The 23,233-nt window shown below is 69.1% G+C and carries 18 protein-coding genes; 9 read left to right on the forward strand and 9 right to left on the reverse strand.

Features of this window, described 5'->3' with window-relative positions; all coding sequences use genetic code 11:
- Positions 1–192 precede the first annotated feature (192 nt).
- Positions 193–441 carry a DUF2312 domain-containing protein gene (locus ACSVC7_RS24485; protein ID WP_014239966.1) on the forward strand — a complete coding sequence of 83 codons (249 nt, stop codon included), beginning with the start codon at positions 193–195 and terminating at the stop codon, positions 439–441.
- 39 nt (positions 442–480) lie between these two features.
- Here the strand turns inward: ACSVC7_RS24485 and ACSVC7_RS24490 are convergent, their stop codons facing one another.
- On the reverse strand, positions 481–2,676 hold the full coding sequence (locus ACSVC7_RS24490; protein ID WP_448207383.1) for an anthranilate synthase: 2,196 nt from the start codon (positions 2,674–2,676) through the stop codon (positions 481–483).
- Between the two features lie 390 nt (positions 2,677–3,066).
- A complete protein-coding gene (locus ACSVC7_RS24495) occupies positions 3,067–3,687 on the reverse strand; it encodes a cation efflux transmembrane domain-containing protein (protein WP_448207382.1) in 621 nt (206 codons plus the stop codon).
- Positions 3,688–3,947: 260 nt separating this feature from the next.
- Between ACSVC7_RS24495 and ACSVC7_RS24500 the strand changes: the two genes are divergently transcribed.
- From ACSVC7_RS24500 to ACSVC7_RS24510, 3 genes are all read left to right on the forward strand, one after another.
- Positions 3,948–4,385 (forward strand): CBS domain-containing protein, encoded by a 438-nt coding sequence (locus ACSVC7_RS24500; protein ID WP_448207381.1) that lies wholly within the window; start codon positions 3,948–3,950, stop codon positions 4,383–4,385.
- 185 nt (positions 4,386–4,570) lie between these two features.
- Entirely contained in the window at positions 4,571–5,524 is a 954-nt protein-coding gene (locus ACSVC7_RS24505; protein ID WP_448207380.1) for a response regulator, read from the forward strand.
- Between the two features lie 242 nt (positions 5,525–5,766).
- Positions 5,767–9,276 carry an indolepyruvate ferredoxin oxidoreductase family protein gene (locus ACSVC7_RS24510; protein WP_448207379.1) on the forward strand — a complete coding sequence of 1,170 codons (3,510 nt, stop codon included), beginning with the start codon at positions 5,767–5,769 and terminating at the stop codon, positions 9,274–9,276.
- A 76-nt stretch (positions 9,277–9,352) separates the two neighbouring features.
- Here ACSVC7_RS24510 and ACSVC7_RS24515 read toward each other — a convergent pair whose 3' ends face one another.
- Positions 9,353–10,279 (reverse strand): hypothetical protein, encoded by a 927-nt coding sequence (locus ACSVC7_RS24515; RefSeq protein ID WP_448207378.1) that lies wholly within the window; start codon positions 10,277–10,279, stop codon positions 9,353–9,355.
- A complete protein-coding gene (locus tag ACSVC7_RS24520) occupies positions 10,276–11,967 on the reverse strand; it encodes a tetratricopeptide repeat protein (protein WP_448207377.1) in 1,692 nt (563 codons plus the stop codon). Before ACSVC7_RS24520 ends, ACSVC7_RS24515 begins: the two co-directional genes overlap by 4 nt.
- A 151-nt stretch (positions 11,968–12,118) precedes the next feature.
- Here ACSVC7_RS24520 and ACSVC7_RS24525 point away from each other — a divergent pair, with 151 nt between their 5' ends.
- On the forward strand, positions 12,119–13,504 hold the full coding sequence (locus ACSVC7_RS24525; RefSeq protein ID WP_448207376.1) for a trypsin-like peptidase domain-containing protein: 1,386 nt from the start codon (positions 12,119–12,121) through the stop codon (positions 13,502–13,504).
- A gap of 571 nt (positions 13,505–14,075) precedes the next feature.
- Here ACSVC7_RS24525 and ACSVC7_RS24530 read toward each other — a convergent pair.
- Positions 14,076–15,011 carry an anti-sigma factor family protein gene (locus tag ACSVC7_RS24530; RefSeq protein ID WP_448207375.1) on the reverse strand — a complete coding sequence of 312 codons (936 nt, stop codon included), beginning with the start codon at positions 15,009–15,011 and terminating at the stop codon, positions 14,076–14,078.
- Positions 15,011–15,520, reverse strand: a complete 510-nt coding sequence (locus tag ACSVC7_RS24535) for a sigma-70 family RNA polymerase sigma factor (protein WP_448207374.1) — start codon at positions 15,518–15,520, stop codon at positions 15,011–15,013. Before ACSVC7_RS24535 ends, ACSVC7_RS24530 begins: the two co-directional genes overlap by 1 nt.
- Before the next feature lie 359 nt (positions 15,521–15,879).
- Here ACSVC7_RS24535 and ACSVC7_RS24540 point away from each other — a divergent pair, with 359 nt between their 5' ends.
- The gene (locus tag ACSVC7_RS24540) at positions 15,880–16,176 is read left to right on the forward strand and encodes a DNA-binding protein (RefSeq protein WP_448207373.1); all 297 of its coding nucleotides are present in this window, start codon (positions 15,880–15,882) and stop codon (positions 16,174–16,176) included.
- Positions 16,177–16,242: 66 nt separating this feature from the next.
- On the opposite strand, the gene ACSVC7_RS24545 is transcribed toward ACSVC7_RS24540, so the two are convergent.
- The 3 genes from ACSVC7_RS24545 to ACSVC7_RS24555 form a co-directional block, all read right to left on the reverse strand.
- A complete protein-coding gene (locus ACSVC7_RS24545; RefSeq protein WP_448207372.1) occupies positions 16,243–18,168 on the reverse strand; it encodes a propionyl-CoA synthetase in 1,926 nt (641 codons plus the stop codon).
- Positions 18,169–18,391: 223 nt separating this feature from the next.
- Positions 18,392–18,997: a TetR/AcrR family transcriptional regulator gene (locus ACSVC7_RS24550; protein ID WP_448207371.1), complete on the reverse strand. Its 606-nt coding sequence runs from the start codon at positions 18,995–18,997 to the stop codon at positions 18,392–18,394.
- A gap of 83 nt (positions 18,998–19,080) precedes the next feature.
- Entirely contained in the window at positions 19,081–19,995 is a 915-nt protein-coding gene (locus ACSVC7_RS24555; RefSeq protein ID WP_448207370.1) for a DMT family transporter, read from the reverse strand.
- Positions 19,996–20,150: 155 nt separating this feature from the next.
- Here ACSVC7_RS24555 and ACSVC7_RS24560 point away from each other — a divergent pair, with 155 nt between their 5' ends.
- The 3 genes from ACSVC7_RS24560 to ACSVC7_RS24570 all read left to right on the forward strand — a co-directional run bounded on the left by ACSVC7_RS24560 (position 20,151) and on the right by ACSVC7_RS24570 (position 23,189).
- On the forward strand, positions 20,151–20,507 hold the full coding sequence (locus tag ACSVC7_RS24560) for a hypothetical protein (protein ID WP_448207369.1): 357 nt from the start codon (positions 20,151–20,153) through the stop codon (positions 20,505–20,507).
- Between the two features lie 354 nt (positions 20,508–20,861).
- Entirely contained in the window at positions 20,862–22,694 is a 1,833-nt protein-coding gene (locus tag ACSVC7_RS24565; RefSeq protein ID WP_448207368.1) for a M3 family oligoendopeptidase, read from the forward strand.
- A 93-nt stretch (positions 22,695–22,787) separates the two neighbouring features.
- Positions 22,788–23,189, forward strand: a complete 402-nt coding sequence (locus tag ACSVC7_RS24570) for a bacteriohemerythrin (RefSeq protein WP_448207367.1) — start codon at positions 22,788–22,790, stop codon at positions 23,187–23,189.
- Positions 23,190–23,233: the final 44 nt, after the last annotated feature.

Genomic DNA, 23,233 nt, shown 5'->3' on the forward strand with positions numbered 1-23,233 from the left:
AATCTCTTCGGCGCCCCACTCCCCGCCGTCCGCATGGCCTGCGCCGAAGATCGCTGTGCCACCATTGCAACCGTCAAGAACGGCTTTCTTTGAATGGCCCTGTCCGGAGCCGGCAGGCCCCTTGCCATCGGGGCCGCCCGTGGATATCGTCCGCCCCTGTTTCACAAGTCCCCAATTTGAGGTTACCCCATCATGTCCGACGTCGGCGGCATTGCGGCGGATCGCCTGAAGTCCTTCGTCGAGCGCATCGAGCGCCTGGAAGAGGAAAAGCGCGGCCTGCAGGAGGACATCAAGGAAGTCTATTCCGAAGCCAAGGGAACCGGCTTCGACACCAAGATCATCCGCCAGATCATCCGCCTGCGGAAGATGGACAAGGCCGACCGCCAGGAGCAGGAAGCCATCCTCGAACTCTACAAGGAAGCGCTGGGGATGGTGGAGTAACCACCACCCTCCAGCACTCCTGGCCGGGGAGAGGCGGCGTCACGCCGCCTCCGCACGCTCCGGCCTGGACGCCACCCGGGCCATCACGTTCCCCACCAACGTCAGGCCGGCCCCACCGTCGAGCGACAGAATCGACTCGGGGTGGAACTGCACGGCGGCCACGGGCAGGCGGCGATGCTCCACCGCCATGACCAGCCCGTCCTCGGTCTCCGCCGTCACCGCCAGTTCCTCCGGCAGCCGGTCGCGCCGCGCCACCAGCGAGTGGTAGCGCCCCACGGTCAGCCGATCCGGCAAGCCGTCGAACAGGCTTCCGCCCAGCGCCCGCACCGTCGAAGCCTTGCCGTGCGCCGGCTCCGGCAGGACGTCCAGTTCGCCGCCGAAGCGCTCCACCATGCCCTGCAGACCCAGGCAGACGCCGAACACCGGCACGTCGAGGGCCAGCGCCGCGTCCAGCGTCCCCGCCACGTCGAAGTCCGCCGGACGGCCGGGACCGGGCGACAGCACCACCAGATCCGGCGGGTCGGCAGCCAACGCCGCCCGAGCGTGGGTGTGGCGCAGGGTCGTCACCGCCGCACCGGTCTGGCGGAAATAGTCGGCCAGCGTGAGGACGAAGCTGTCGTCGTGGTCCACCAGCAGCACGCGCTTGCCCTGCCCCGTCGTCGGCGCGACGGCGACCGCCGGGGCGAGCGGTTCGCCGCGGATGGCGTCGCGGAAGGCGGCGGCCTTCAGGTGGCATTCCGCGTCCTCCGCGTCCGGGTCGCTGTCGGACAGCAGGGTGGCGCCGGCCCGGATGAAGGCCACGCCGTCCTTCATGCGGATGGTGCGCAGCGTCAGGCCCGTGTCCATCCCGCCGTCGAACCCGAGCCGCCCGAAGGCCCCGCCGTACCAGCGGCGCGGCGAGTGCTCCGTGTCCTCCAGGAACTGCATGGCCCAGCGCTTCGGCGCGCCGGTCACCGTGACGGCCCAGGTGTGCGTCAGGAAGGCGTCCAGCGCGTCGAAGCCCGCACGCAGCCGCCCCTCCACATGGTCCACCGTGTGGATCAGGCGGGAGTACAGCTCGATCATCCGCCGGCCGATCACGCGGATGGAGCCCGGCTCGCACACCCGCGCCTTGTCGTTGCGGTCCACGTCGGTGCACATGGTCAGCTCCGCCGCGTCCTTGGCCGAGTTCAGCAGCCGGTGAATCTGCGCGGCGTCGCTCAGCGCGTCGGCCCCGCGCGCCACGGTGCCGGAAATCGGGCAGGTCTCGACCCGGCCGTTCCCCACCCGCACATACATCTCCGGGCTGGCGGACACCAGGAACTCCCCGTTACCAAGGTTGATCAGCGCCTCGTAAGGGGCCGGATTGGCGCGGCGCAGGCGGCGGAAGACGGCGGAGGGGCTGTCGGCGCAGGGCTCGGCGAAGGTCTGGCCGGGCACCGCCTCGAACAGGTCGCCGCGCCGGAAGGCGGCCTTGGCGGCTTCCACCACCTGCTGATACTCGCCGGGGGCGTGGTCGCATTCGGCCGCCGCATTGGTGTCCGGACGGTAGGCGTGGGTGCGCCCGCCGCGCACGATCCCGTCGGTGGAGGACAGCCCGCGCGCGAACTCATAGTCGAAGCGGCGGGCCACCCCGCTCACCGGGTCCACCGCGACGAGGCGGTCCGGCAGGTAGAGGACGAGGTCGCGCTGGTCGTCCGGCCGCTCCAGCCGCAGGCGGATCGGTTCGAACTGGAAGGCGAGGTCGTAAGCGAACGCGCCGTAGAGGCCGAGCAGCGGATCCTCCGGCGCGGCGAACAGCGCAAGCAGGGCGCGCAGCACCGAGAAGACGGAGGGCTGGCGGCTCCGCTCCTCCTCCGGGAAGGGGTGGGTGGGCTTGCGGACCAGCACGGTGACGCGGGTGGGCGCGGCCTCCACGCCGGCCGCCCCCTCCAGGGCTTGCAGCGTCTCGGCGATGCCCGGAAGCAGCACGCGGCCGCGCGCGTTCAGCGCGTCGATCCGCACCGTCCGCCCGCGCGCGGTCACGGCCAGCGGCGGGTCGGTGAAGCCCAGCGCGAAGCGGCGGTAGCGGCCGGGCGCCTCCACCCCACTGCCCAGCAGCAGGCCGCGCCGGGTGTCGAGCGCGTCGATGACCGGGTCCAGCGCCGTGGCCGGGTCCAGTGGCTCGGCCCGGCGGGTGACGGTCAGGCCGCCCTGCGTGCGGTAATGCAGCAGGTCGAGCTGTCGCGGATCGGTGAGGAAATCGGCGGGATACATGCTGATGTCTCCAGAGTCTGTCCGTGTCGGTGGCGGACACCCGGAGATCCCTGATCGACACCCTGCTTTCCGACATGGAAAAGGCCGCCCGGAACCTCCGGGCGGCCTTTCGATGGGGTGTGCGCTCACGCGCGTCGGCTGGCCGGCCCGGTTACACGGGCCACCACCAACGACGCGACGGGGAGAGCGAAATCGTCTTCATGGCACTGACTAATCCACGGTCGCGTTCCGGTTGTCAAGCCCCCTCGCCCGCCGCGCAGGGCAATCGCATATGGAGACTGATTTCCATTCATAGGATCACCGTCATCCCCGCGAAGGCGGGGATCCAGCCTTTTCAGCCACTTATGTGCGAAGTTTTCTGGATCCCCGCCTTCGCGGGGATGACGAGTGTCATAGAAAAGGAACGTCTTCTCCAAATGCGATTGCCCTGCCCGCTGCGGGAGCCGGAGGGTTCATTGCTGGGGGTTCATGGTACGCGCGCAGCTCGCCAAAGGCTTGGCGCAGGATGGACCAGGCGGCGGACAGGGATATGCTGGCGATGACGGCGGCGACCAGAACGTCCGGCCAGCCGTCGCGCACCGTCCACACGCCGGCCGCCGCCATCATGACGGCGATGTTGGCCAGCGCGTCGTTGCGCGAGCACAGCCAGACCGAGCGCATGTTGGCGTCGCCGCGCCGGCTGGCGAACAGCAGCGCCGCAACCGACACGTTGGCGGCCAGCGCCAGCAGCCCGACGAGGCTCATCACCGGGGCGTCCGGAACAGTGCCGGCGTAGGCGTTCCAGGCGGTCGAGCCGACCACCCACAGCCCCATGCCGCCCAGCGACAGGCCCTTCGCCACGGCAGCCCAGGAGCGGTACTCCATCGCCTTGCCCAGCACCCACAGGCTGACGCCGTAGTTGGCCGCGTCGGCCAGGAAGTCCAGCGCGTCGGCGCGCAGGGCCATGGATTGCGCGTCGATGCTCGCGACCAGCTCGATCACGAACATGATCGCGTTGATCAGAAGCGCCATGCGCAGAACGCGCCGGTAATCCGCCTGCCGGCCGAAGCCGGGTCCCCCGCCCCTTGGAGCCGAGCCACACGATCCGCCGCAGCAATTGCCGGCCATGACCACTTCCTTCCGTCGCAAGGCGGCCAGCATAGACCGTTGACGCCGGCGGCGTCCAGATAATGAAGACTTTTCTAATGTTCGTGGAGCGCTTGCCGTTGCGCGTCGCCGCTCCACGCTCATTACCGGTGTCGAGAAAAAGCACCCTTACACGGAGGGAGCACATGACCACCGTTGCCGAGGTCCTGAACCGCAAGGGCCACACCGTCGCCTCCATCCTGCCGTCGGAAACCGTCATGCACGCCGCGCGCATGCTGACCGAAAAGCGCATCGGCGCCCTGGTCGTGCGCGACCGCCGGGGCCGGCTGGCCGGCATCCTGTCCGAACGCGACATCGTCCGCGCCGTCGCCGCCCATGGGGCCGAGGCCCTGGACCACACGGTCGAGGACCTGATGACCAAGGAGGTCAAGACCTGCCGGCCGATGGACACGGTCAAAGATGTGATGCACATGATGACCCTGCGCCGGCATCGCCATGTGCCGGTGTGCGACGACGGCGGTGATCTGGTCGGCGTGGTCTCCATCGGCGATGCGGTGAAGGCCCGGCTGGACGAGCAGGCGCACGAGGTCGCTGTGCTGAAGGATCTGGCGCTGGTCCGGTGAGAGTCGGGGCACACCCTCCACCACGTTCGATCGGCGATTTCCACCTACCCCCACCCACCGGACGGCGAGGCGGGCCGTCCGGTCGTGACCCCGATTGGCGCTAACACGTCTCCGTGTCCTGAAATGGCGGGGCGGCGTTCGGATATTCAGCGTGACGAACCGCTGGAAACCGTCCGGATACGCCCATGCCGCGCCGCTACCCGAGCCAACTGAAGATCCTCGTCGTCGAAAACAACCTCCTGCTCCAGCGGGCCTTGAAGGACATGCTGGAACTGTGGGGCGTCGGCCAGATCGTCGCCGTCGGCAACGGGCAGGACGCGAAGGAGTTGTTGCGACGCGAGCCCTACGACCTGCTGGTCACCGATTGGGTGATGGAGCCGGTGGGCGGTGCTCAGCTCGTCGGCTGGGTGCGGCGCTCGCCGGGGAGCCTCAGCCCCGACATGCCCATCATCGTGCTGACCGCCAACGCCGACCTCGCCACCGTGCGGGCGGCCTGGGACGCCGGCGCGGACTCCGTCCTCGCCAAGCCCGCCTCGGCCGCGACCATCGCGCGCCGCATCGAGACGGTGCTGAGCCGACCCCGCCGCGGACGGCCGGACGGCCCGACGCCCAGCGAGCCGGACAACGTTCACGAGACGCCCCGCTCCAGCCCCGTGCCGCGTCCCGCCATCGACACGGGCGCCTCCCCCCTTCGCTTGCCGCCGCCCGGCCCGCCGGTGCGCGCCGCCGACCCGAAGCGCGTGCGGCTGACGCTGGCGCTCGACCGGCTGGAGGCGGCGCTGGAGAAGACCGACCCGCTGGGCACGCGCCTGCGCCACGCCGTGTCCGACCTGCAGCTGGCGGCCACCGGCAACGGCGGTGCGGTGTCCGTCGTCGCCTCCCTGTCCACCTGCGTCACCTGGGTGGACCATGACTCCGACAGCTTCCGGGAAGCGGTGCAGGCCCACCTGTCGGCCCTGCGCTGGATCGCGGCCAGCGGCGACGGTTCGGAAACCGCCGCCACCGTCCTGGCCCTGGTCCGCGCCCTGCGGTCCATGGTGCGCACCCTGACCCTGCGCGGCTCCGATGACCCGAGCCTGTGGCCCGACGCGCAACGCAACGGCTCCGATCCCGGCGGATTGCCCCTGCCGCCAGCCTGAGCGCCACCCCATATCCAGAACATGACTGACGGACGGGATCGGGTATTTCCGCCGGTGCGGGGATTCCCGCCCGTCCGTTTCGCAGCGCTGTGACGTCCGGACCGTTCCTTGCTTTTTGCGATGGGGCCTCCGGCGGCCGTTGCCATATACGACAGCCCTAGTTACCTTTTTGCCTAACGAACAAAAATATATGACCAAAAACACGCGGCGTCTTCAGACCGCGCATTCATGGGGATGGAACGATGGCTCTCGCGACCGTGACGCTCGACGACAAGTACGCGCTCGAACAGGGGCGCGTGTACCTGACGGGCACCCAGGCGCTGGTGCGCCTGCCGATGATGCAGCGCCAGCGCGACCTTGCGGCCGGCCTGAACACGGCCTGCTTCATCTCCGGCTATCGCGGGTCGCCGCTGGGTGGCCTCGACCAGAATCTGTGGAACGCGCGCAAGTTCCTGGAAAAGAACCACATCCAGTTCCAGCCCGGCGTGAACGAGGAGCTGGGCGCCACCGCCGTCTGGGGCAGCCAGCAGGTCGGCATGTTCCCGGGCGCCAAGTACGACGGCGTCTTCGCAATGTGGTACGGCAAGGGACCGGGCGTCGACCGCTCCGGCGACGTGTTCAAGCACGCCAACGGCGCCGGCACCTCCAGGCACGGCGGCGTTCTGGTGCTGACCGGCGATGACCACAACGCCAAGTCCTCCACCTTCCCGCACCAGTCCGAACACGCCTTCATGCACGCCATGATCCCGGTCCTGAACCCGGCCAGCGTGCAGGAAATCCTCGACTATGGCCTGATCGGCTGGGCGATGAGCCGCTGGTCCGGCTGCTGGATCGCCATGAAGACGATCGCGGAGACGGTGGACACCTCGGCCTCCGTCACCATCGACCCGCACCGCGTCAGCCCGATCATCCCCGCCGACTTCCCGATCCCGCCCGGTGGCCTGAACATCCGCTGGCCCGACCCGCCGCTGGAGCAGGAATACCGGCTGATGAAGCACAAGCTGTACGCCGCCCTGGCGTTCGCGCGTGCCAACAAGCTGGACCGCGTGGTGATGGAAAGCCCGCGCCCGCGCTTCGGCATCGTCACCACCGGCAAGAGCTACCTGGACGTCCGCCAAGCCTTCGACGAGCTGGGCATCACCGAGGAGATGGCCGCCGACTGGGGCATCACCGTCTACAAGGTCGGTATGCCCTGGCCGCTGGAGCGCGACGGCGTGCGCCACTTCGCGGAAGGCCTTGAGGAGATCGTCGTCGTTGAGGAGAAGCGCGCGGTCATCGAGAACCAGCTGAAGGAACAGCTCTACAACTGGCACCCGGACGTGCGCCCGAAGGTTGTCGGCAAGTTCGACGAGCATGGGGAGTGGATCCTCCCGTCCGCCGGCGAGCTCTCCCCCGCCCAGATCGCCGTGGTCATCGGCCGCCGCCTGGAGCGCTTCATCGACAATGAGAATCTGAAGCGCCGCGTCGCCTTCCTGGACGCGCAGGAGAAGCAGAAGGCCCATCAGGCCCGCGTGATCCGCAAGCCGACCTTCTGCTCCGGCTGCCCGCACAACACCTCCACCCATGTGCCGGAGGGCTCGCGCGCGCTGGGCGGCATCGGCTGCCACTACATGGCGACGTGGCTGGACCGCAAGACCGACACCTTCACCCAGATGGGCGGCGAGGGCGTGCCCTGGGTCGGCCAAGCCCCCTTCACCGAGGAGAGGCATATCTTCGCCAACCTCGGCGACGGCACCTACTACCACTCCGGCATCCTGGCGATCCGGCAGGCGCTCGCGTCGAAGGCGAACATCACCTACAAAATCCTGTTCAACGACGCCGTCGCCATGACCGGCGGCCAGCCCGTGGACGGCACCCTGACCGTGCAGTCCCTGGCCCAGCAACTGCGGGCGGAGGGCGTGCAGCGCATCACCGTCGTTTCCGACGAGCCGGAGAAGTACGGCATCGGCAACACCCTTCCCCAGTTCACCACCGTCGAGCACCGCGACGATCTGGAGCGCGTCCAGAAGGAGATGCGCGAGATCCCCGGCGTCAGCGTCCTGATCTACGACCAGACCTGCGCCACCGAGAAGCGCCGCCGCCGTAAGCGCGGCAAAATGGTGGATCCGGCCAAGCGCGTGGTCATCAACGAGCTGGTCTGCGAAGGCTGCGGCGACTGCTCGGTCAAGTCCTCCTGCGTGTCGGTCGTGCCGCTGGAGACGGAGTTCGGCCGCAAGCGCCAGATCGACCAGTCGAGCTGCAACAAGGACTATTCCTGCACCAAGGGCTTCTGCCCCAGCTTCGTGACGGTCGAGGGCGGGCAGCTCCGCAAGCCCAAGCCCGCCGCCGCGACCAAGATGGCGAATGGGGGCGCTGATGTCTCCGATCAGCCTCTGCCCACCCTGCCCGCGATCGACCGGCCCTGGAGCATCTACGTCACCGGCGTCGGCGGCACCGGCGTGGTGACCATCGGCGCGCTGATCGGCATGGCCGCCCACATCGAGGGCAAGGGCGTCGGCGTGCTGGACATGACCGGCCTCGCCCAGAAGGGCGGCGCCGTGACCAGCCACATCCGCATCGCCAACAGCCCGGACGACATCCACTCCGTCCGCATCGCGGCGGGCGGGGCCGACGCGGTGGTCGGCTGCGACCTGATCGTGGCGGCGGCCGGCGACGCCCTGTCGAAGATGGTGAGCGGCCACACCCGCGCCGTCATCAACACCCACGACACCATCACCGTGGATTTCCTGAAGAAGCCGGACTTCACCGTGCCCGTCCGCGACCTCGTCCGCGACATCCGCAAGGCCTGCGGCGACCGGGCCGTGGACGCCTTCGACGCCACGAAGCTGGCGACCGCGCTGCTGGGCGACAGCATCGCGACCAACCCCTTCCTGATGGGCTACGCCTGGCAGAGGGGCCTGATCCCGATCACGGCGGAGGCCATCCTGAAAGCCATCGAGCTGAACGGCGTCGCCGTCAAGATGAACACCGACGCCTTCAACTGGGGCCGCCGCGCCGCCGTGGACCTCGACGCGGTGGAGGCCGCCGCGACCCCGCCGGCCGAAGTGACGCATGACCTGTTCATCCTCGACCAGCGCCGCGCGTCGAGCAGCCTGGACGAGGCCATCGAGCGCCGCACCCGTTTCCTGACCGACTACCAGGACGCCGCCTACGCCAGCCGCTACCACGCGCTGGTCGATTGGACCCGCCGCGTGGAGGCGCAGAAGGTCCCCGGCTCCACCAAGCTGACCGAGGCGGTGGCCCACGGCTACTTCAAGCTTCTGGCCTACAAGGACGAGTACGAGGTGGCGCGGCTCTACACCGACACCGGCTTCGTCGAGCAGGTCGGCCGCATGTTCGAGGGCGACTGGAAGCTGGTCTTCCACATGGCCCCGCCCGTCCTGGGCGAGACCGACGGCAACGGTGGCGAGCCCAAGAAGAAGAGCTTCGGCCCCTGGATGCTGAAGGCGCTCGGCCTGCTCGCCAAAGGCAAGCGCCTGCGCGGCACCCCGCTCGACCCCTTCGGCTATCTGCCGGAACGCCGCCTGGAACGCCGCCTGATCGTGGAGTTTGAGACCACCATGGGCGAGGTCCTGCACGGCCTGACCCGCGACAACCTGGGCACCGCCGTCGAGATCGCCCGCCTGCCCCTGGAGATGCGCGGCTACGGTCACGTCAAAAACCGCAACGTCGAGGCGGCCAAGGCGCGCGAGGCGCAGCTTCTGGCAACCTTCCGCCAGCCGGCAACCCCGCAGCCGATGGCGGCGGAGTAAGCAAGGAATCGGGGGCGAGAGGCTTTGCCTCTCGCGCTCTCCACCAAGGGCCGGACGGCCCTTGGAACCCGGAACGTCAACGGGGTTGCAGAACGCCGATCTCGGCCAGAGCGGCGCGGTTGCGGGTGACGGCCGCAGCCAGGTTCCGCAGCTGGCACTGCTGAAGGGCGGGGTTGGCGAAGGTGCGCAGATAGCCCTTCAGTACATGCTCGCCGAAATTCAGCGCAAGGTCGGCGTCCAGGTGATGCGCCTTCCGGGACGAGGCGTGCACCGTCATCACCGGACGCCCATCCAGAACCAAGCCGTGCCGGTCCAGCGGGTTCGGCATCCGCACCTCGGCCAAGGCCTCGTCATAGACCTGCCACAGGCGCGCATCGAGCACCTCCACGCTCGTGGGATCGGGCAGCACCAGCGCGTTCAGCACATTCTGCTCCCACAGCGCGTGCTGGGGCACGGAACGGCAGGTCACCGCCCAGTGCGCCAGCAGCCCCCGCGACACCCACAGCATCAGGCCCGACGACAGGTAGGGCAGCCCCGGGTCGACGCCCCGCTCGCGCAGCAGGTCTTCCGCCGGAGCGACGTAATGGCCCCCCGTCCGCAGTTCCTCCATCATCCCGCCGACCGTCTTGCGGTCCACCGTCCCGGTGGCGGCGAGCGCCCTGCCGGACCGCCGCAGATCTTCGGCCAAGGACCCGGCCACGGTGAGGTCGAGGGTGCCCACCATCATGTCGGCATCCAGCCAGAGCAGGCTGTCCCAATCCTCACCCGCGCAATATTCCGACAAATGGCCCTTGCACAGGTAAGGGTGGGCATCCGGGGGAAGGATCGTCGGCCGGTCCAGCAGCAGACCGGCGGCGCGCAGATAATCCCGCTGCCCATCCGTCAGGCCGAAATCGCAGACGCGCACCCGCTCCAGCGGAAAGCGGTCGCTCAGCCCCTCCAGGAAGGCCAGGGCGGTGATGAAGTACCGGGCGTTGGCCCCGGTCACGCAAAGCGCCGTCATGGCCGATCCTGCAAGGGGTCGTTTCGCTCCGCCAGCGCGGTCAAATCGCGGCGCAGGCGCTCCACGGGATCCGACCAGTCGCCGGCAACCGTCTGGCGGTAGAGGCGCGCCGTCGGGTACCAGGGGGAGTCCGTCCGCTCCCGCAGCCAGCGCCACTCCGACCCGGCGTGCAGCAGCACCGCCACCGGCTTCCCCATCGCTCCGGCCAGATGCGCCATGGAGGTGCAGGAGCTGACCACCACGTCCAGCCCCGCCACCACGGCGGCGGTGTCGGTGAAGTCGCGCAGCTCCGCCCCCAGGTCGAGCGCCGTTTCGGGCAGGGGAAAGCGCTCCAGATCCTCCCGCCCGTGCCCGACCTGCAAGGCCACCACGCTCGCCCCCGGAATGGTGGTCAGGGGCAGCAACGGCTCCAGCCGCGGCGAGCGCTGGCGGTCGTACCGGAACTGCGCCGCCCCCGCCCAGACGAGCCCGACCTTCAGCCCCGGAAGCCCGGCCAACCGTCCGCCCCAGCGCCCCACAGCCTCCTCCGGCGCGCGCAGGTAGGGGATGTCCGCCGGAATACCGTCCAACTCCGTCCCCATGAGGTGGGTCAGGCTGAGGACGTGGGCGTGCGCGTCGTGGTCCGGCAGCGGTCCGTCATAGTCATGCGCGGCATCCACCAGCCCCGACGCGCGGATCAGGTCCAGCAGGCCGGACGGACCGAGGAAGACCACGCGCATCCCCCGCGCCCGCAGCAGCGGTGCGTAGCGGATGAACTGGATGGCGTCGCCAAGCCCCCGGTCGGCGTGGATCAGCAGGGTCGCCCCCGCCCGAACCCGCCCGTCCCAGGCCGGCCGGTCGAACCGCCGCGGCGGCTGGAATTGCGGAAGCCGCAGCCGCGCCTCGTAACTGGCCGCCCCCTCCCGCAGCCGCCCGGCCAGCATCCGCGCGCCGCCCAGCCCGACCTCGGCCTCCGTCAGGTCCGGGGCGAGGCGCAGGGCGCGGAGGAAAGCGGCTTCGGCCGCCTCCGCCCGGTGGCGGTCGAGATGGGCGAAGCCCAGGTTGGCCCAGACGGAGGCGGCCTCGGCGGCCACCGCCGGATCCAGCGCCGCCGCCCGGCGCAGGGCCGCCGCAGCCTCCTCCTGACGCCCTGCCCCGACCAGCGCCGCCCCCGCCGCCGCCCAGGAGGAGGCGTTGTTGCGCAGGACGGCCAAACGCCGCAAAGCCACCGCAGCGTCGTCGGCCCGCCCGGCCCGCGTCAAGGCTTCGGCCATGTTGTTCAGGGCACGGGCGTGGTCCGGGGCGAGTTGCAGGGCCAGCCGATGGAGCGGCACCGCGGCCGGCGCCTCCCCCTCGGCAAGCCGCAGGTCGGCCAAGTCAGTCACGAGGTCCGGCGCCAGCACGCCCCGCCCGACCGCCTCCGAGAGCCGGTCCCGAGCCTCCGCCGCGCGCCCCTGGCGCTTCAGGCATTCTGCGAGATTGCGCACCGCGCCGGGGTTGCCGGGCGCGCAGGCCACGGCGCGCCGGAACATCGGCTCCGCCCCCACCACGTCGCCGCCGGAGGTGCGGACGACGCCCAAAATGTTCCAGGCCTCCCCATGGTCCGGGGCCAGCGTCAGCGCGCGCCGCACCCGGTCCGCCGCCAGGGCGGTTTCGCGCCGCTGCAAAGCGGTCACGCCAGCGCGGATCAGGTCGACAACACCGTTCACGTCCCGAGGCCTCCAGCGTTTCGTCACGCCGAAGCAGGGTTGTACACCACACGGCAACGGCAACGCACTTCCCATCGGAATGTGGTATAGGCCGAGCCGGCGGACGCGCAACGCCGGCGGCTTGGGGATGGGCGGTTTAGGGATGGGATGCATGCGGAACTTGGCGGGATCCACCGGCGTCGCGTTGGCGCTGCTCGCCGCCGGGGTGCTGACCCCACGACCCCTGCCCGCCGTGGTCATCCTGGACAGCGCGTGGCGCGAGGAAGGCGGCGCGCGCGGGCGCGAGGCCGATGGCTTCGGTGCCCACATCCGGCTGGCCAACGAGCCGCAGTTCCGCTCGCTGGTGTCGCTGTCCTCCGACGGCGGCCGAGAATGGGGCGTGGGCTCCGGCACCTGGATCGGCAACGACGAGGCCCACGGCTATGTGATGACCTCCGCCCACAATTTCGACGAGGCGGAATTGGCGGAGATGCGGTTCCGCACCGACGGCGGCAGCGTGCTGCGCGGGGACCGCGTGTGGATCCACCAGGGTTACGAGACCGAGGGCGACCACACCGGCGTGGACGTCGCCATCGTGCGCCTGTCCCGCCCGGTGACGGACGCCGGCCCGCCACCCCTGCTCTACGCCGGAGCCGCCGAGAAGGGGAAGACCATCACCTTCATCGGCTTCGGCACGCGCGGAATCGGCTCCGTCGGCGAGGACGAGCGGTTCAACCGGGGCACCGACAAGGCCGCCGCCCAGGGCGTGGTGGACGAGGCGGTGCCGCTTCGCCGGGGCGGCGTCCGGCAGGAGGATCCCGGCAACTTCCTCAGCGTGTTCCTGCCCCGCGAGGACGGCCACCTGGAGAACCCCATCACCGGAGCCCGCCGCCCGGTGTCGCGCTACGCCGGCCTGCTGGGCGCGGGGGACAGCGGAGGCTCCGCCTGGATGCCGCTCGGCGACCGCTGGGTGGTCGTCGGCATCAACACGTCCGGCGACGGCAAATCCCAGTACGGCGACAACAGCTGGTTCGTCCGCGTCTCCGGCGTCCGGTCCTGGATCGCCTCGGTCTTCCCCGGCGCCCGCTTCGCCGGCGATGGAGACGCTTACGCCGACCGCACCCCCGCCCCTCCGCCGCGCGCTGCTGAGCCATCGCTGCGGGAGGCGTCCCTGCGGCCCGAACCGTCGAAGCCGGCCCGAACCGCGTCGGCAGGCTGCGCGGCGGACGAGCGCTTTTTCGTGCTGTCCGACGGCGCTTGGTACCCGGCCTCGACCCTCGGCCCCGGCGACCGGCCCAGCACCTGCCGCGTCCGCTTCGACGACTACGACGAGGACCAGGACGAGGACGTGGTCCGCCGCCGCATGGTCCCCTGGACCGCCAGCGGCCCCGGCGTGCCGGTGACCAACTGCCGCTCCGGCGCCATCGTGCTCGCCGAGGACGACGGCGTCTGGTACCCCGCCACCGTCGAGGAGGAGGATCGCCGCGGCTGCCTCGTCACCTTCGAAAACGACGACACCGAAACCGTGCCGTTCCGGAGGCTGCGCGTGCTGCGGTAAGAGGGGGCGCATGCGAGAGGTGTTGCCTCTCGCGCTCTCCACCAAGGGCCGGATGGCCCTTGGAACCCATTGTTTTGAGTTATGCGCCTGACGCATAAAGACCATTGGGCGCCGTTGTGCAGATTGTGCAGGGGGCTATATCTGCACAATGGGCAATAGGCGCCATTTCAAGAACAGGATCAGAGCTTTATACGGCACCGTTGGTAAGCTGACATTGTGCATCGAATGCACAGTGGCCGAACGGGGGCCATGCGGCCGTCGCATGTCGTTGACCAATGCAACCTCATGCGATGCGAATTCACCGGATGTTGCATGGGGCAAAGCTCGACCTTTGATGGCAGGAATTATAACCTAGCCACCCCCATCAGGAAAAGGCAATTCAACACCCGCAAAGTCCTGGGTTCCAAGGGCCACATCGGCCCTTGGCGGGGAGCGGGGGGGGGGGGGGGCCTCGAGGGAAAACCAANCCCCCCCCCCCCCCCCCCCCCCCCCCCCCCCCCCCCCCCCCCCCCCCCCCCCCCCCCCCCCCCCCCCCCCCCCCCCCCCCCCCCCCCCCGGCAAACCTAACGCCTCAGCTGTCCTTGGGCTTCTGGGTGTCGCTGATCGGCTGGACGCCGTTCGGCTGCTGGTCCTGTTGTTGCTGCTGGTCCTGCGGGGGCTGCTGGTTCTGCGGAGGGGGGTCGCGGCGGGCGGGGTTGCCGGCTTTCACGTCGTTGTAGACGGCCTCGGCGATGCCCAGCAGTTCCTCCTTGGACAGGCGGCCAGCGAGCGCGTAGGCCAGCGAGCCTTCGACCCAGTAGATGGTCGCCACGTCGCCGTTCTGGGCGAAACCGAACTTGGCGGGGTTGCCGGCCTGGGGGGCGCCGACGAACAGGGTGACGCGCTTGTTGGCGTCGTTCACGTACATGTACTGCGCGCCGGCGCCGAGGTCGGTCGGCAGGGAGCGGCCGCCGATCAGGCGGAAGCCGACCTTGCCGAGGTCCGGGCCGAACACGTCGCGCCCCACGCGCTTGGACAGCCAGCTGTTCAGCTCGTCCTGGTTGTCGGCGCCCAGTTCGACCTGGAAGCGCTCGTCGGAGGTGTAGAAGCGGTGGGCCTGGGTGGCTTCCTCGGCGAAGGTCTGGAGCGCCTGGCGCTGCTGCACGGCGGGGGAGCTGTTGACGGCGCCGCGGCCCATCCAGCCGCCGCCGGCCCCCGCCACCACCAGCATGATCGCGGCGGCCATGCGGACCCACGGGCGAGCGTGCCAGGACGGGACGTTGTCGTTGCCGGCGACGCGGCCGCGCAGCTTTTCCGTCAGGTCGTGGACGGGGTCGCTGGCCGGCTCGCGCAGGACGGGGTCGAAAATCTCGTGCAGCAGCGCCATCTGGGCGCGGTAATCCTCCGCCCGGCGCGCGGCGTCGGGGTCGTCGGCCAGCCATCGTTCCACGATCAGCCGGCGGTCCCCGTCCAGCTGGCCGTCCACATAGGCGTGCAGTTCGTCGTCCGTAACCCGATGCGCGTTCATCACTTCACCCGCCTGAGGGTAACCGAACCCTCGTTCGCCAGCTTCGCCCTGACCGCCTCGCGCGCCCGCGAGAGGCGCGACATGACGGTCCCGATCGGCACGCCGAGCATCTCGGCGACCTCCTCGTACTTCAGGCCCTCCAGCGCCACCAGCAGAAGCACCTTGCGCTGCTCCTCCGGCAGTTCGTCGAGCGCGCGCATCATTTCACGCAGTTCGACGCGTTCCTCCTGCCGGGGCTGGCTCACCAGCTTCGACTCCACGGAGTCCACGTCGACCTCGTCGGGCCGCGCGGCCTTGGAGCGGACCTGATTGACATGGACGTTGTGCAGGATGGTGAAAAGCCATGCCCGCAGATTCGTCCCTGCCTTGAAGGTGTCGGCCCGCGCCACCGCGCGGGTCAACGCCTCCTGCACCAGATCCTCCGCATCGGCCCGGTTGCGCAGCAGTGCGCGCGCGTAGCGGCGCAGCGACGCGATGTGGACTTCCAGCTCGACCCCGAACTTGCTCAACCGCGCACCCGATTGTTTCCGGCGGCGCCACGGGTTGTTGTGGCGCTCCTTCAGGTAGGAACAGGCGGCGTCGCATCCCAGGGCAGAGGACCGAGAGGACCCGGTATGCCTGGGTGAACGCACGCCGCCTTTCGTTTATTCCAGACTTTGATGGCCGTGCAGCAAAAATTCGGCGGAATCGAGGCAGACCCTTGCCCGGAGGGCGCGCGCATTGGGTCGTTACGATTGGGAAACGGTCGCTTTCGGGGACGGATGGAACCTATGAGGTATACCCATTGCGCCATTGTGGCAAATTGCCGCTGCCCGACGATTTATGAGCGGTTTTGCATGAAGCGCGGCGACAATGGGTGCACCGCACCATGAGACGCCACCACGACACCATCGAGATCCTGATCACCGCCCGCCATCTGGAGGCGCAGGGCATCCGCCCGACCGTGCGCATGGTCCGGCTGGCGCTGGGCGGCGGCAGCAATGCGGCCATCAGCCAGGCGCTGGCCATGGCCGAGTTGACCCCGCTGGAGGAGATGATCCGGCGCCGCCGCGAAAACCTGGACCTGGAACTGACCAATGCTCGCCACGCGCTGGCCGAACTGGAGGCGGAGCAGGCGCGCCTGGACGAGTTGGAAGAGTCGCTGAAGGAGCTGGAGAAGACCTGAGCGACCCAAAAGAAAAAAGCCCCTCCCCCGGCGGACCGGAGGAGGGGCTTTTCGCAACAGCGCGCCTTACTGGGCGCCCTGGTGGGTCTTGGCGTAGCCGAGCGACTGAAGAGCCTCGGCGATTTCCGGCAGGATGCCCGGATCGTCGATGGTCGCCGGAGCCTTGTAGTCCTGGTTGTCGGCGATCTTCTGCATGGTGCCGCGCAGGATCTTGCCGGAGCGGGTCTTCGGCAGACGCTCCACCACCACGGCACGCTTGAAGTCAGCGACGGGGCCGATCTGCTCGCGGACGAGCTGGACGACCTCCTTCACGATCTCCTCGTGCGGGCGGGTCACGCCGGCCTTCAGGCACAGGAAGCCCAGCGGCACCTGCCCCTTCAGGTCGTCGGCCACGCCGATGACCGCGCATTCGGCGACGTCCTTGTGGCTGGACAGCACCTCTTCCATGGCACCCGTGGACAGGCGGTGGCCGGCCACGTTGATGATGTCGTCGGTGCGCGACATGATGTAGACGTAGCCGTCGTCGTCGATGAAGCCCGCGTCACCGGTCTGGTAATAGCCCGGGTAGTCGGACAGGTACGACTTCTTGTAGCGCTCGTCCGCACCCCACAGCGTCGGCAGCGTGCCCGGAGGCAGCGGCAGCTTCACGCAGATGGCGCCGATGTCGCCGCGCGGCACTTCCTTGTTCTCGGAGTTCAGGATCTGCACGTCCCAGCCCGGCATCGGGCGGGTGGCGGAACCGTACTTGATCGGGAACAGGTGCACGCCCAGCGGGTTGCCGGAAATCGCCCAGCCGGTCTCGGTCTGCCACCAATGGTCGATGACCGGAACGTTCAGGTTGTCCTCGGCCCAGTGCAGCGTGTCGGGGTCCGACCGCTCGCCGGCCAGGAACAGGGCGCGGAAGTGCGACAGGTCGTACTTCTTCAGCAGTTCGGCGTTCGGGTCCTCGCGCTTGATGGCGCGGAAGGCCGTCGGCGCGGTGAACAGCGTGCCGATCTTGTGCTGCTCGATCACGCGCCAGAAGGTGCCGGCGTCCGGCGTGCCGACCGGCTTACCCTCGAACACCACCGTGGTGCAGCCGTGCAGCAGCGGCGCGTAGACGATGTAGGAGTGGCCGACGACCCAGCCCACGTCCGACGCCGCCCAGTACACCTCGCCCGGCTCGACGTTGTAGATGTTCTTCATCGTCCACTTCAGCGCGACGGCATGGCCGCCGTTGTCGCGGATGACGCCCTTCGGCTGGCCCGTGGTGCCGGAAGTGTAGAGGATGTAGAGCGGGTCGGTCGCGGCGACCGGGACGCACTCCGCAGGCTCCGCCTTCGCCACCGCCTCGGCCCAGTCCACGTCGCGGCCGGCGATCATGGGCGCCGTTTCCTGCGGGCGCTGGTAGACGATGACGCTGGAGGGCTTGTGCTCCGCCTGCTCAATGGCGGCGTCCAGCATCGGCTTGTACTTGACGATGCGGTTCGGCTCGATGCCGCAGGAGGCGGAGACGATGGCCTTCGGCTTGGCGTCGTTGATGCGGGTCGCCAGCTCGTGCGGGGCGAAGCCGCCGAACACCACGGAATGCACCGCCCCCAGGCGCGCGCAGGCCAGCATGGCGACCAGAGACTGCGGGATCATCGGCATGTACAGGATGACGCGGTCGCCCTTCTCCACGCCCTGGGCGCGCAGCGCGCCGGCAAAGCGGGCCACCTGATCCTGGAACTCGCGGTAGGTGATCGTCTGGACGGTGCCGGTGACCGGGCTGTCGTAGATGATCGCCGGCTGGTCGCCGCGCCCGGCCTCCACATGGCGGTCGACGGCGTTGTAGCAGGTGTTCAGCACGCCGCCCGTGAACCAGCGGTAGAAGGGTGCGTTGCTGTCGTCCAGGACCTTGTCCCAGCGCTTGATCCAGGTGATGTCCTCGGCCGCCTCTCCCCAGAAGCCTTCGGGATCGGACAGCGAGCGGGCGTGCATCTGGTTGTAGAGATCGGCTGAGCTCTGGCTCATGGGGCGTCCCTTATATTTTGTCTTGGTTCACGTTTCTCCGCAGCCGCGCAATGAACGGTCGCGCGACACCCCCAATCTGCGACAAAGGTGACCCGGTTTGCAAAGGGCATTCCGGAAGGTGCGGCGGGCGGTCGCACCCCCTTCTTGGAGGAAATCTTGCAATTTGCGTTTCCGAACGATCGTGCTCTTGGAAAAAGAACGAACGTTCGGGTTTAAAGCCGATTTACCCGGCTGTCGGCAGGCCGGACGCGCGCGCGAGGAGCCCTTCGAAGGCCGCGCGCGCGAGGTCGCCGGAGCGCGGGTCGCGCAGCAGGCGGCGGGCGGCGCCGTAGCCGAGGACGATGCCGTGCAGTTCGAAGGCCAGCAGGGCCGGGTCGTCCCGCTCCTCCTCCCGCCGGGTGAGTTGCACGACCCAGAACTCGTCCTCCAGCGCCTGCATCCAGCGCTTCTGCCGCTTGGCGAGCGTGTCGCGCAGGGGACCGGGCCGGTCGTCCAACTCGACCATGGCCATCGCGATGGGGCAGCCGCCCGGCAGGTGAAACCCCTCCACCCACACAAGCCAGTTCGAGAAGACGGCCCGCAGGCGGGGCACGCCCGGCGGCTCGCCGGAGGCTGGCTCCCACACGACCGCGCGGAAGCGGGTCAGCATCTCGTCCAGCACGGCCTCCTGAAGCGCGTCCTTCGAGCCGAAATGGCCGAACAGGCCGCTTTTGGACATGCCGACCGCCGCGGCGAGGTCGCCGATGGACAGCGCGGTCAGCCCCTCCACGCTCGCCCGCTCCAGCGCCGCATCGACGATGCGTTCCCGCGTCCGCTCACCCTTGCCCATGGCGGTCCTCCCGTTTCGGCGAAGCTAGGCCGGCGGCGGGCGAGTGGCAACACGACCGTTCGTTCTTTTTTGGCAGAGAGGCCTTACACCCGACGCCGGTGGCCGAGAATCACCAGGGCAATGCCGCCGAGGATGGCCGCCGAGGCCAGCGCCAAGCGAAGGGTGATGGACTCGCCCAGCAGCAGGGCGCCGCCCACGGCGGTGATGGCCGGGACGCTCAGCTGCACGGACGCCGCGCGGGCCGCCGTCAGGCCGGGCAGCGCGGCGTACCAGATCGCGTAGCCCATCCCGGAGGCCAGGGCGCCGGACAGCACCGCGTAGACCAGCCCGGCCGGGTCCGGGTTCAGGCTTCCCGACAGGGGCAAGGCCAGCAGCAGTGCCAACACCAGGGCCAGCGGCGACGCCCGCAGGAAGTTCCCGGCGGTGGTGACGAGCGGTGGGGCGCCGCTGCGCCGGCCCAGCAGGGAATAGGCGCCCCAGGCGGCACCCGCCGCCAGCATCAGCGCGCTGGCGACCGGGGGCGGCGCCGACACGCCCGGCGCCACCAGCACCACCAGCCCGGCCGAGGCCAGCAGCAGGCCGCCCCACTGGGCGGGCGCCATCCGCTCCCCATGCAACAGGCCGGCGACGATCATGGTCCCCTGCACCGCCCCGAACAGCAGAAGCGCACCGGTCCCGGCCGAAAGCGACACATAGGCGAAGGAAAAGGCCGCCGCGTAGGCGAGCAGCGCCGCTGCCCCACCCCAGGAGCCGCCGAGCTTCCGGTCCTTCCGCGTCACCAGGACCAACAGCCCGAGAGTCGCCGCCCCGCTGACGATGCGGACCAGCGTGAAGGTCGCCGGGTCGATTGCCGTCTGGGCCAGCGCCGACCGGCAGAGGACGGAGTTCGCGGCGAAGGCCAGCATGGCGACGGCGGTCAGCGCGGCCACCCGCGCCCCGCCGGTGCCGAAGGCGGTCGCGCCCCGGGCCCCCGCGGTCGATTTGTCCAAAGTCGCCATGCGCGTTTCCCCAGAAACTTTTGTTGTTTGCCGATTGGTAGCCCTGGCGCGGCGCGCTGTCACCTCGACCAAAGGACAAGCGTTCGAAAAAGTCCTTTTCCCCGGCCCACCCTTGTTGCTGGCCTATCCCCCGTTGGGGCGCTATGCATGCGTGCATGAGCCTCGACCCGCCCATCACGGGAATCCGCCCGATCCTGACCGTCGTTCACCCGAACGGCGAACGGCTGATCGTGGCGCGGCTGACCAACCTCGGCGGGTCGAGCCAGTCCAACCGTTTCGTGCTGCGCCGCGCCGACTTCCGTGCCCCCTGGGAGCAGCCGGACAAGGGTTACTTCGGCTATGCGGAGGTCGCCCGCGCGCTGGACGCCAACGGCTGGCGCGGCTGCGTCATCGAGGCGATGCCAACGACCGACCTGGAAGAGCGGCGCACCCGCCAGCTCGCCCGCAAGAAGCTGCACCTGCAATGCGTGGAGGCGGCCATCCGCCGCGCGCAGGACGAGCCCGCCGGCTGAGTGCCTGTTGGTTTATGGGCGAGGAATTTGCGCATAAGCGTTCACTCTAGCCGTTCAACGCCGCCTGCAATGGGCAACCACCATTCTGTCCCGTCATCCCCGCGAAGGCGGGGATCCAGGCCGATTAAGCACTTGTGTGGGGAGTTTTCTGGATCCCCGCCTTCGCGGGGATGACGGTCGAGAGACGTGCATTGTGTGTTCTAAAACCTCGCGTCCTAAAGCTAGGGCCTTTCTGAACAAGCTCCCTATCAAGGCACAAACTCTGAGCCTTCCCCGGCACGGCTTCCCAACCAAACCTTCCCCACGGCACGCGCGGCGCTTATATCCCCTTCCAGGCACCGAACGGAGGGATTGATGAAGCGCAGCGCCGCCCCGCTGAAGACGACCATGCCGGACACCGCCCTGGCCAAGGGCGACGGCCCCGATCTGGGTGCCCTGCCCTCCTGGGACCTGAGCGACCTGTATCCCGGCATGGATGCGCCCGAGCTAAAGGCGGACCTGGACCGGATGGAAAGCGCGTCGAAGCAATTCCACGGGACTTACGCCGGCAAGCTCGCCGGGCTGGACGGCAATGGGTTCGCCGTAGCCATCCGCGAGTACGAGCGCATCGACGAGGTGCTGTCGCGGATCATGTCCTTCGCCGGGCTGGTCTACAACGGCAACATGGTCGACCCGGCCATCGCCAAGTTCTACCAGTCGGCGCAGGAGCGGGTGAACGGCATCTCCACCCACCTCGTCTTCTTCACGCTGGAGATCAACCGGCTGGACGAGCGGGACCTCGCCGACAAGCTGAAGGCGTCCAAGGATCTCGCCCGCTACGCCCCCTGGCTGCGCGACGTGCGGCTGTTCCGCGAGCACCAGCTGTCCGACGAGGTGGAGCGGCTGCTGCATGAAAAGTACGTGGTCGGCCGCGCCGCCTGGAATCGCCTGTTCGACGAGACCATCGCAAGCCTGCGCTTCCCCATCGGCGGCAAGGAGCTGACCTGCGCGGAGGCGCTGAACCGCCTGTCCGACCGCGACCCGGCCGTGCGCAAGGAGGCCGGCGCCGTGGTCGGCCGCGTCATGGGCGACAACATCCGCCTGTTCGCGCTGGTCACCAACACGCTGGCCAAGGACAAGGAGATCGAGGACAAGTGGCGCAACTACCCGCGCCCCGTCTCGGCCCGCAACCTGTCCAACCGCGTCGAGGACGAGGTGGTGGACGCGCTGGTCAAGGCGGTGAAGGACGCCTACCCCAGCCTGTCCCACCGCTATTACACCATGAAGGCCAAGTGGTTCGGCCAGGACCATCTGGACTACTGGGACCGCAACGCGCCCCTGCCCGACGATGCCGACCGCAGCATCCGCTGGGACGAGGCGCGCGACCTCGTGCTGGGCGCCTACGGGCGCTTCTCGCCGGAGCTGGCGAGCCTCGGCAAGCGCTTCTTCGACAACGCCTGGATCGACGCCCCCGTGCGCCCCGGCAAGGCGCCCGGCGCCTTCGCCCACCCCACGGTGCCGAGCGTGCACCCGTACCTGCTGGTGAACTACCAGGGCAAGTCGCGCGACGTGATGACTCTGGCGCACGAACTCGGCCACGGCGTGCACCAGATCCTCGCCGGCCGCCAAGGGCACCTGCTGTCCGACACACCGCTGACGCTGGCCGAGACGGCGTCGGTCTTCGGCGAGATGCTGACCTTCCGCGCCCTGCTGGACGCGGAGACCGACCCCAAGCGCCGCAAGATCATGCTGGCGACCAAGGTCGAGGACATGCTGAACACGGTGGTCCGCCAGATCGCCTTCTTCGACTTCGAACAGCGCGTCCACACGGAACGCGCCCAGGGCGAGCTGACGGCGGAGCGGCTGGGCGAGATCTGGATGGCCGTGCAGACGGAAAGCCTGGGTCCGGCGCTGCGCTTCGACGAGGGCTACCGGAACTACTGGTCCTACATCCCGCACTTCATCCACTCGCCCTTCTATGTGTACGCGTACGCCTTCGGCGACTGCCTCGTGAACTCGCTGTACGCGGTGTACCAGGAGGCGGAAAAGGGCTTCGCGGAGAAGTATCTGGCGATGCTGTCGGCCGGTGGCACGCTGCGCCATAAGGATCTGCTGGCCCCCTTCGGGCTGGACGCCTCCGACCCCGCCTTCTGGCAGAAGGGGCTGGGCGTGATCCGCGGCTTCGTGGACGAGCTGGAAAAAGCGTAATGGCAGCGGGCGTTTGACGGACGTCAAGAATCCCTGATCCGCAAATGGGTATGGTGGTCTCCAACAACAGCTTTCGCCCGTACGGAGACCGCCATGCCCACCGCCACCATTCCCGCCTGGGACGAGTCCCTTGAGGTCGGCAACGCCACCATCGACGCCGACCACAAGGAGACCGTCGAGCTGCTGGCCGCCGCCGCCCAGGCGTCCGACGCTGAGCTGCCGGCCCATTTCGCGACCTTCGCCCAGCATCTGCGCGACCACCTCGCCCGCGAGGAGGAGCTGATGCACCAGTTCGGCTTCCCGCCCACCCCCATCCACGTCGGGGAGCACAACCGCGTCCGGCTGGAACTGGAAGGCATCGCAAAGCGCCTCGCCGCCGGCAATCTGGCGCTGGCGCGCGGCTACCTGACCGAGGTGGTGCCGGACTGGTTCATCAACCACAAGAACACGATGGACAGCGCCACGGCGGCCTGGATCCGCAGCCAGGGGGGTTGAGCGAAGGCTCCGATGCCCCCTCCCCATCCCTCCCCCGCCGATGA

The organism is Azospirillum mesophilum, from assembly GCF_053470405.2.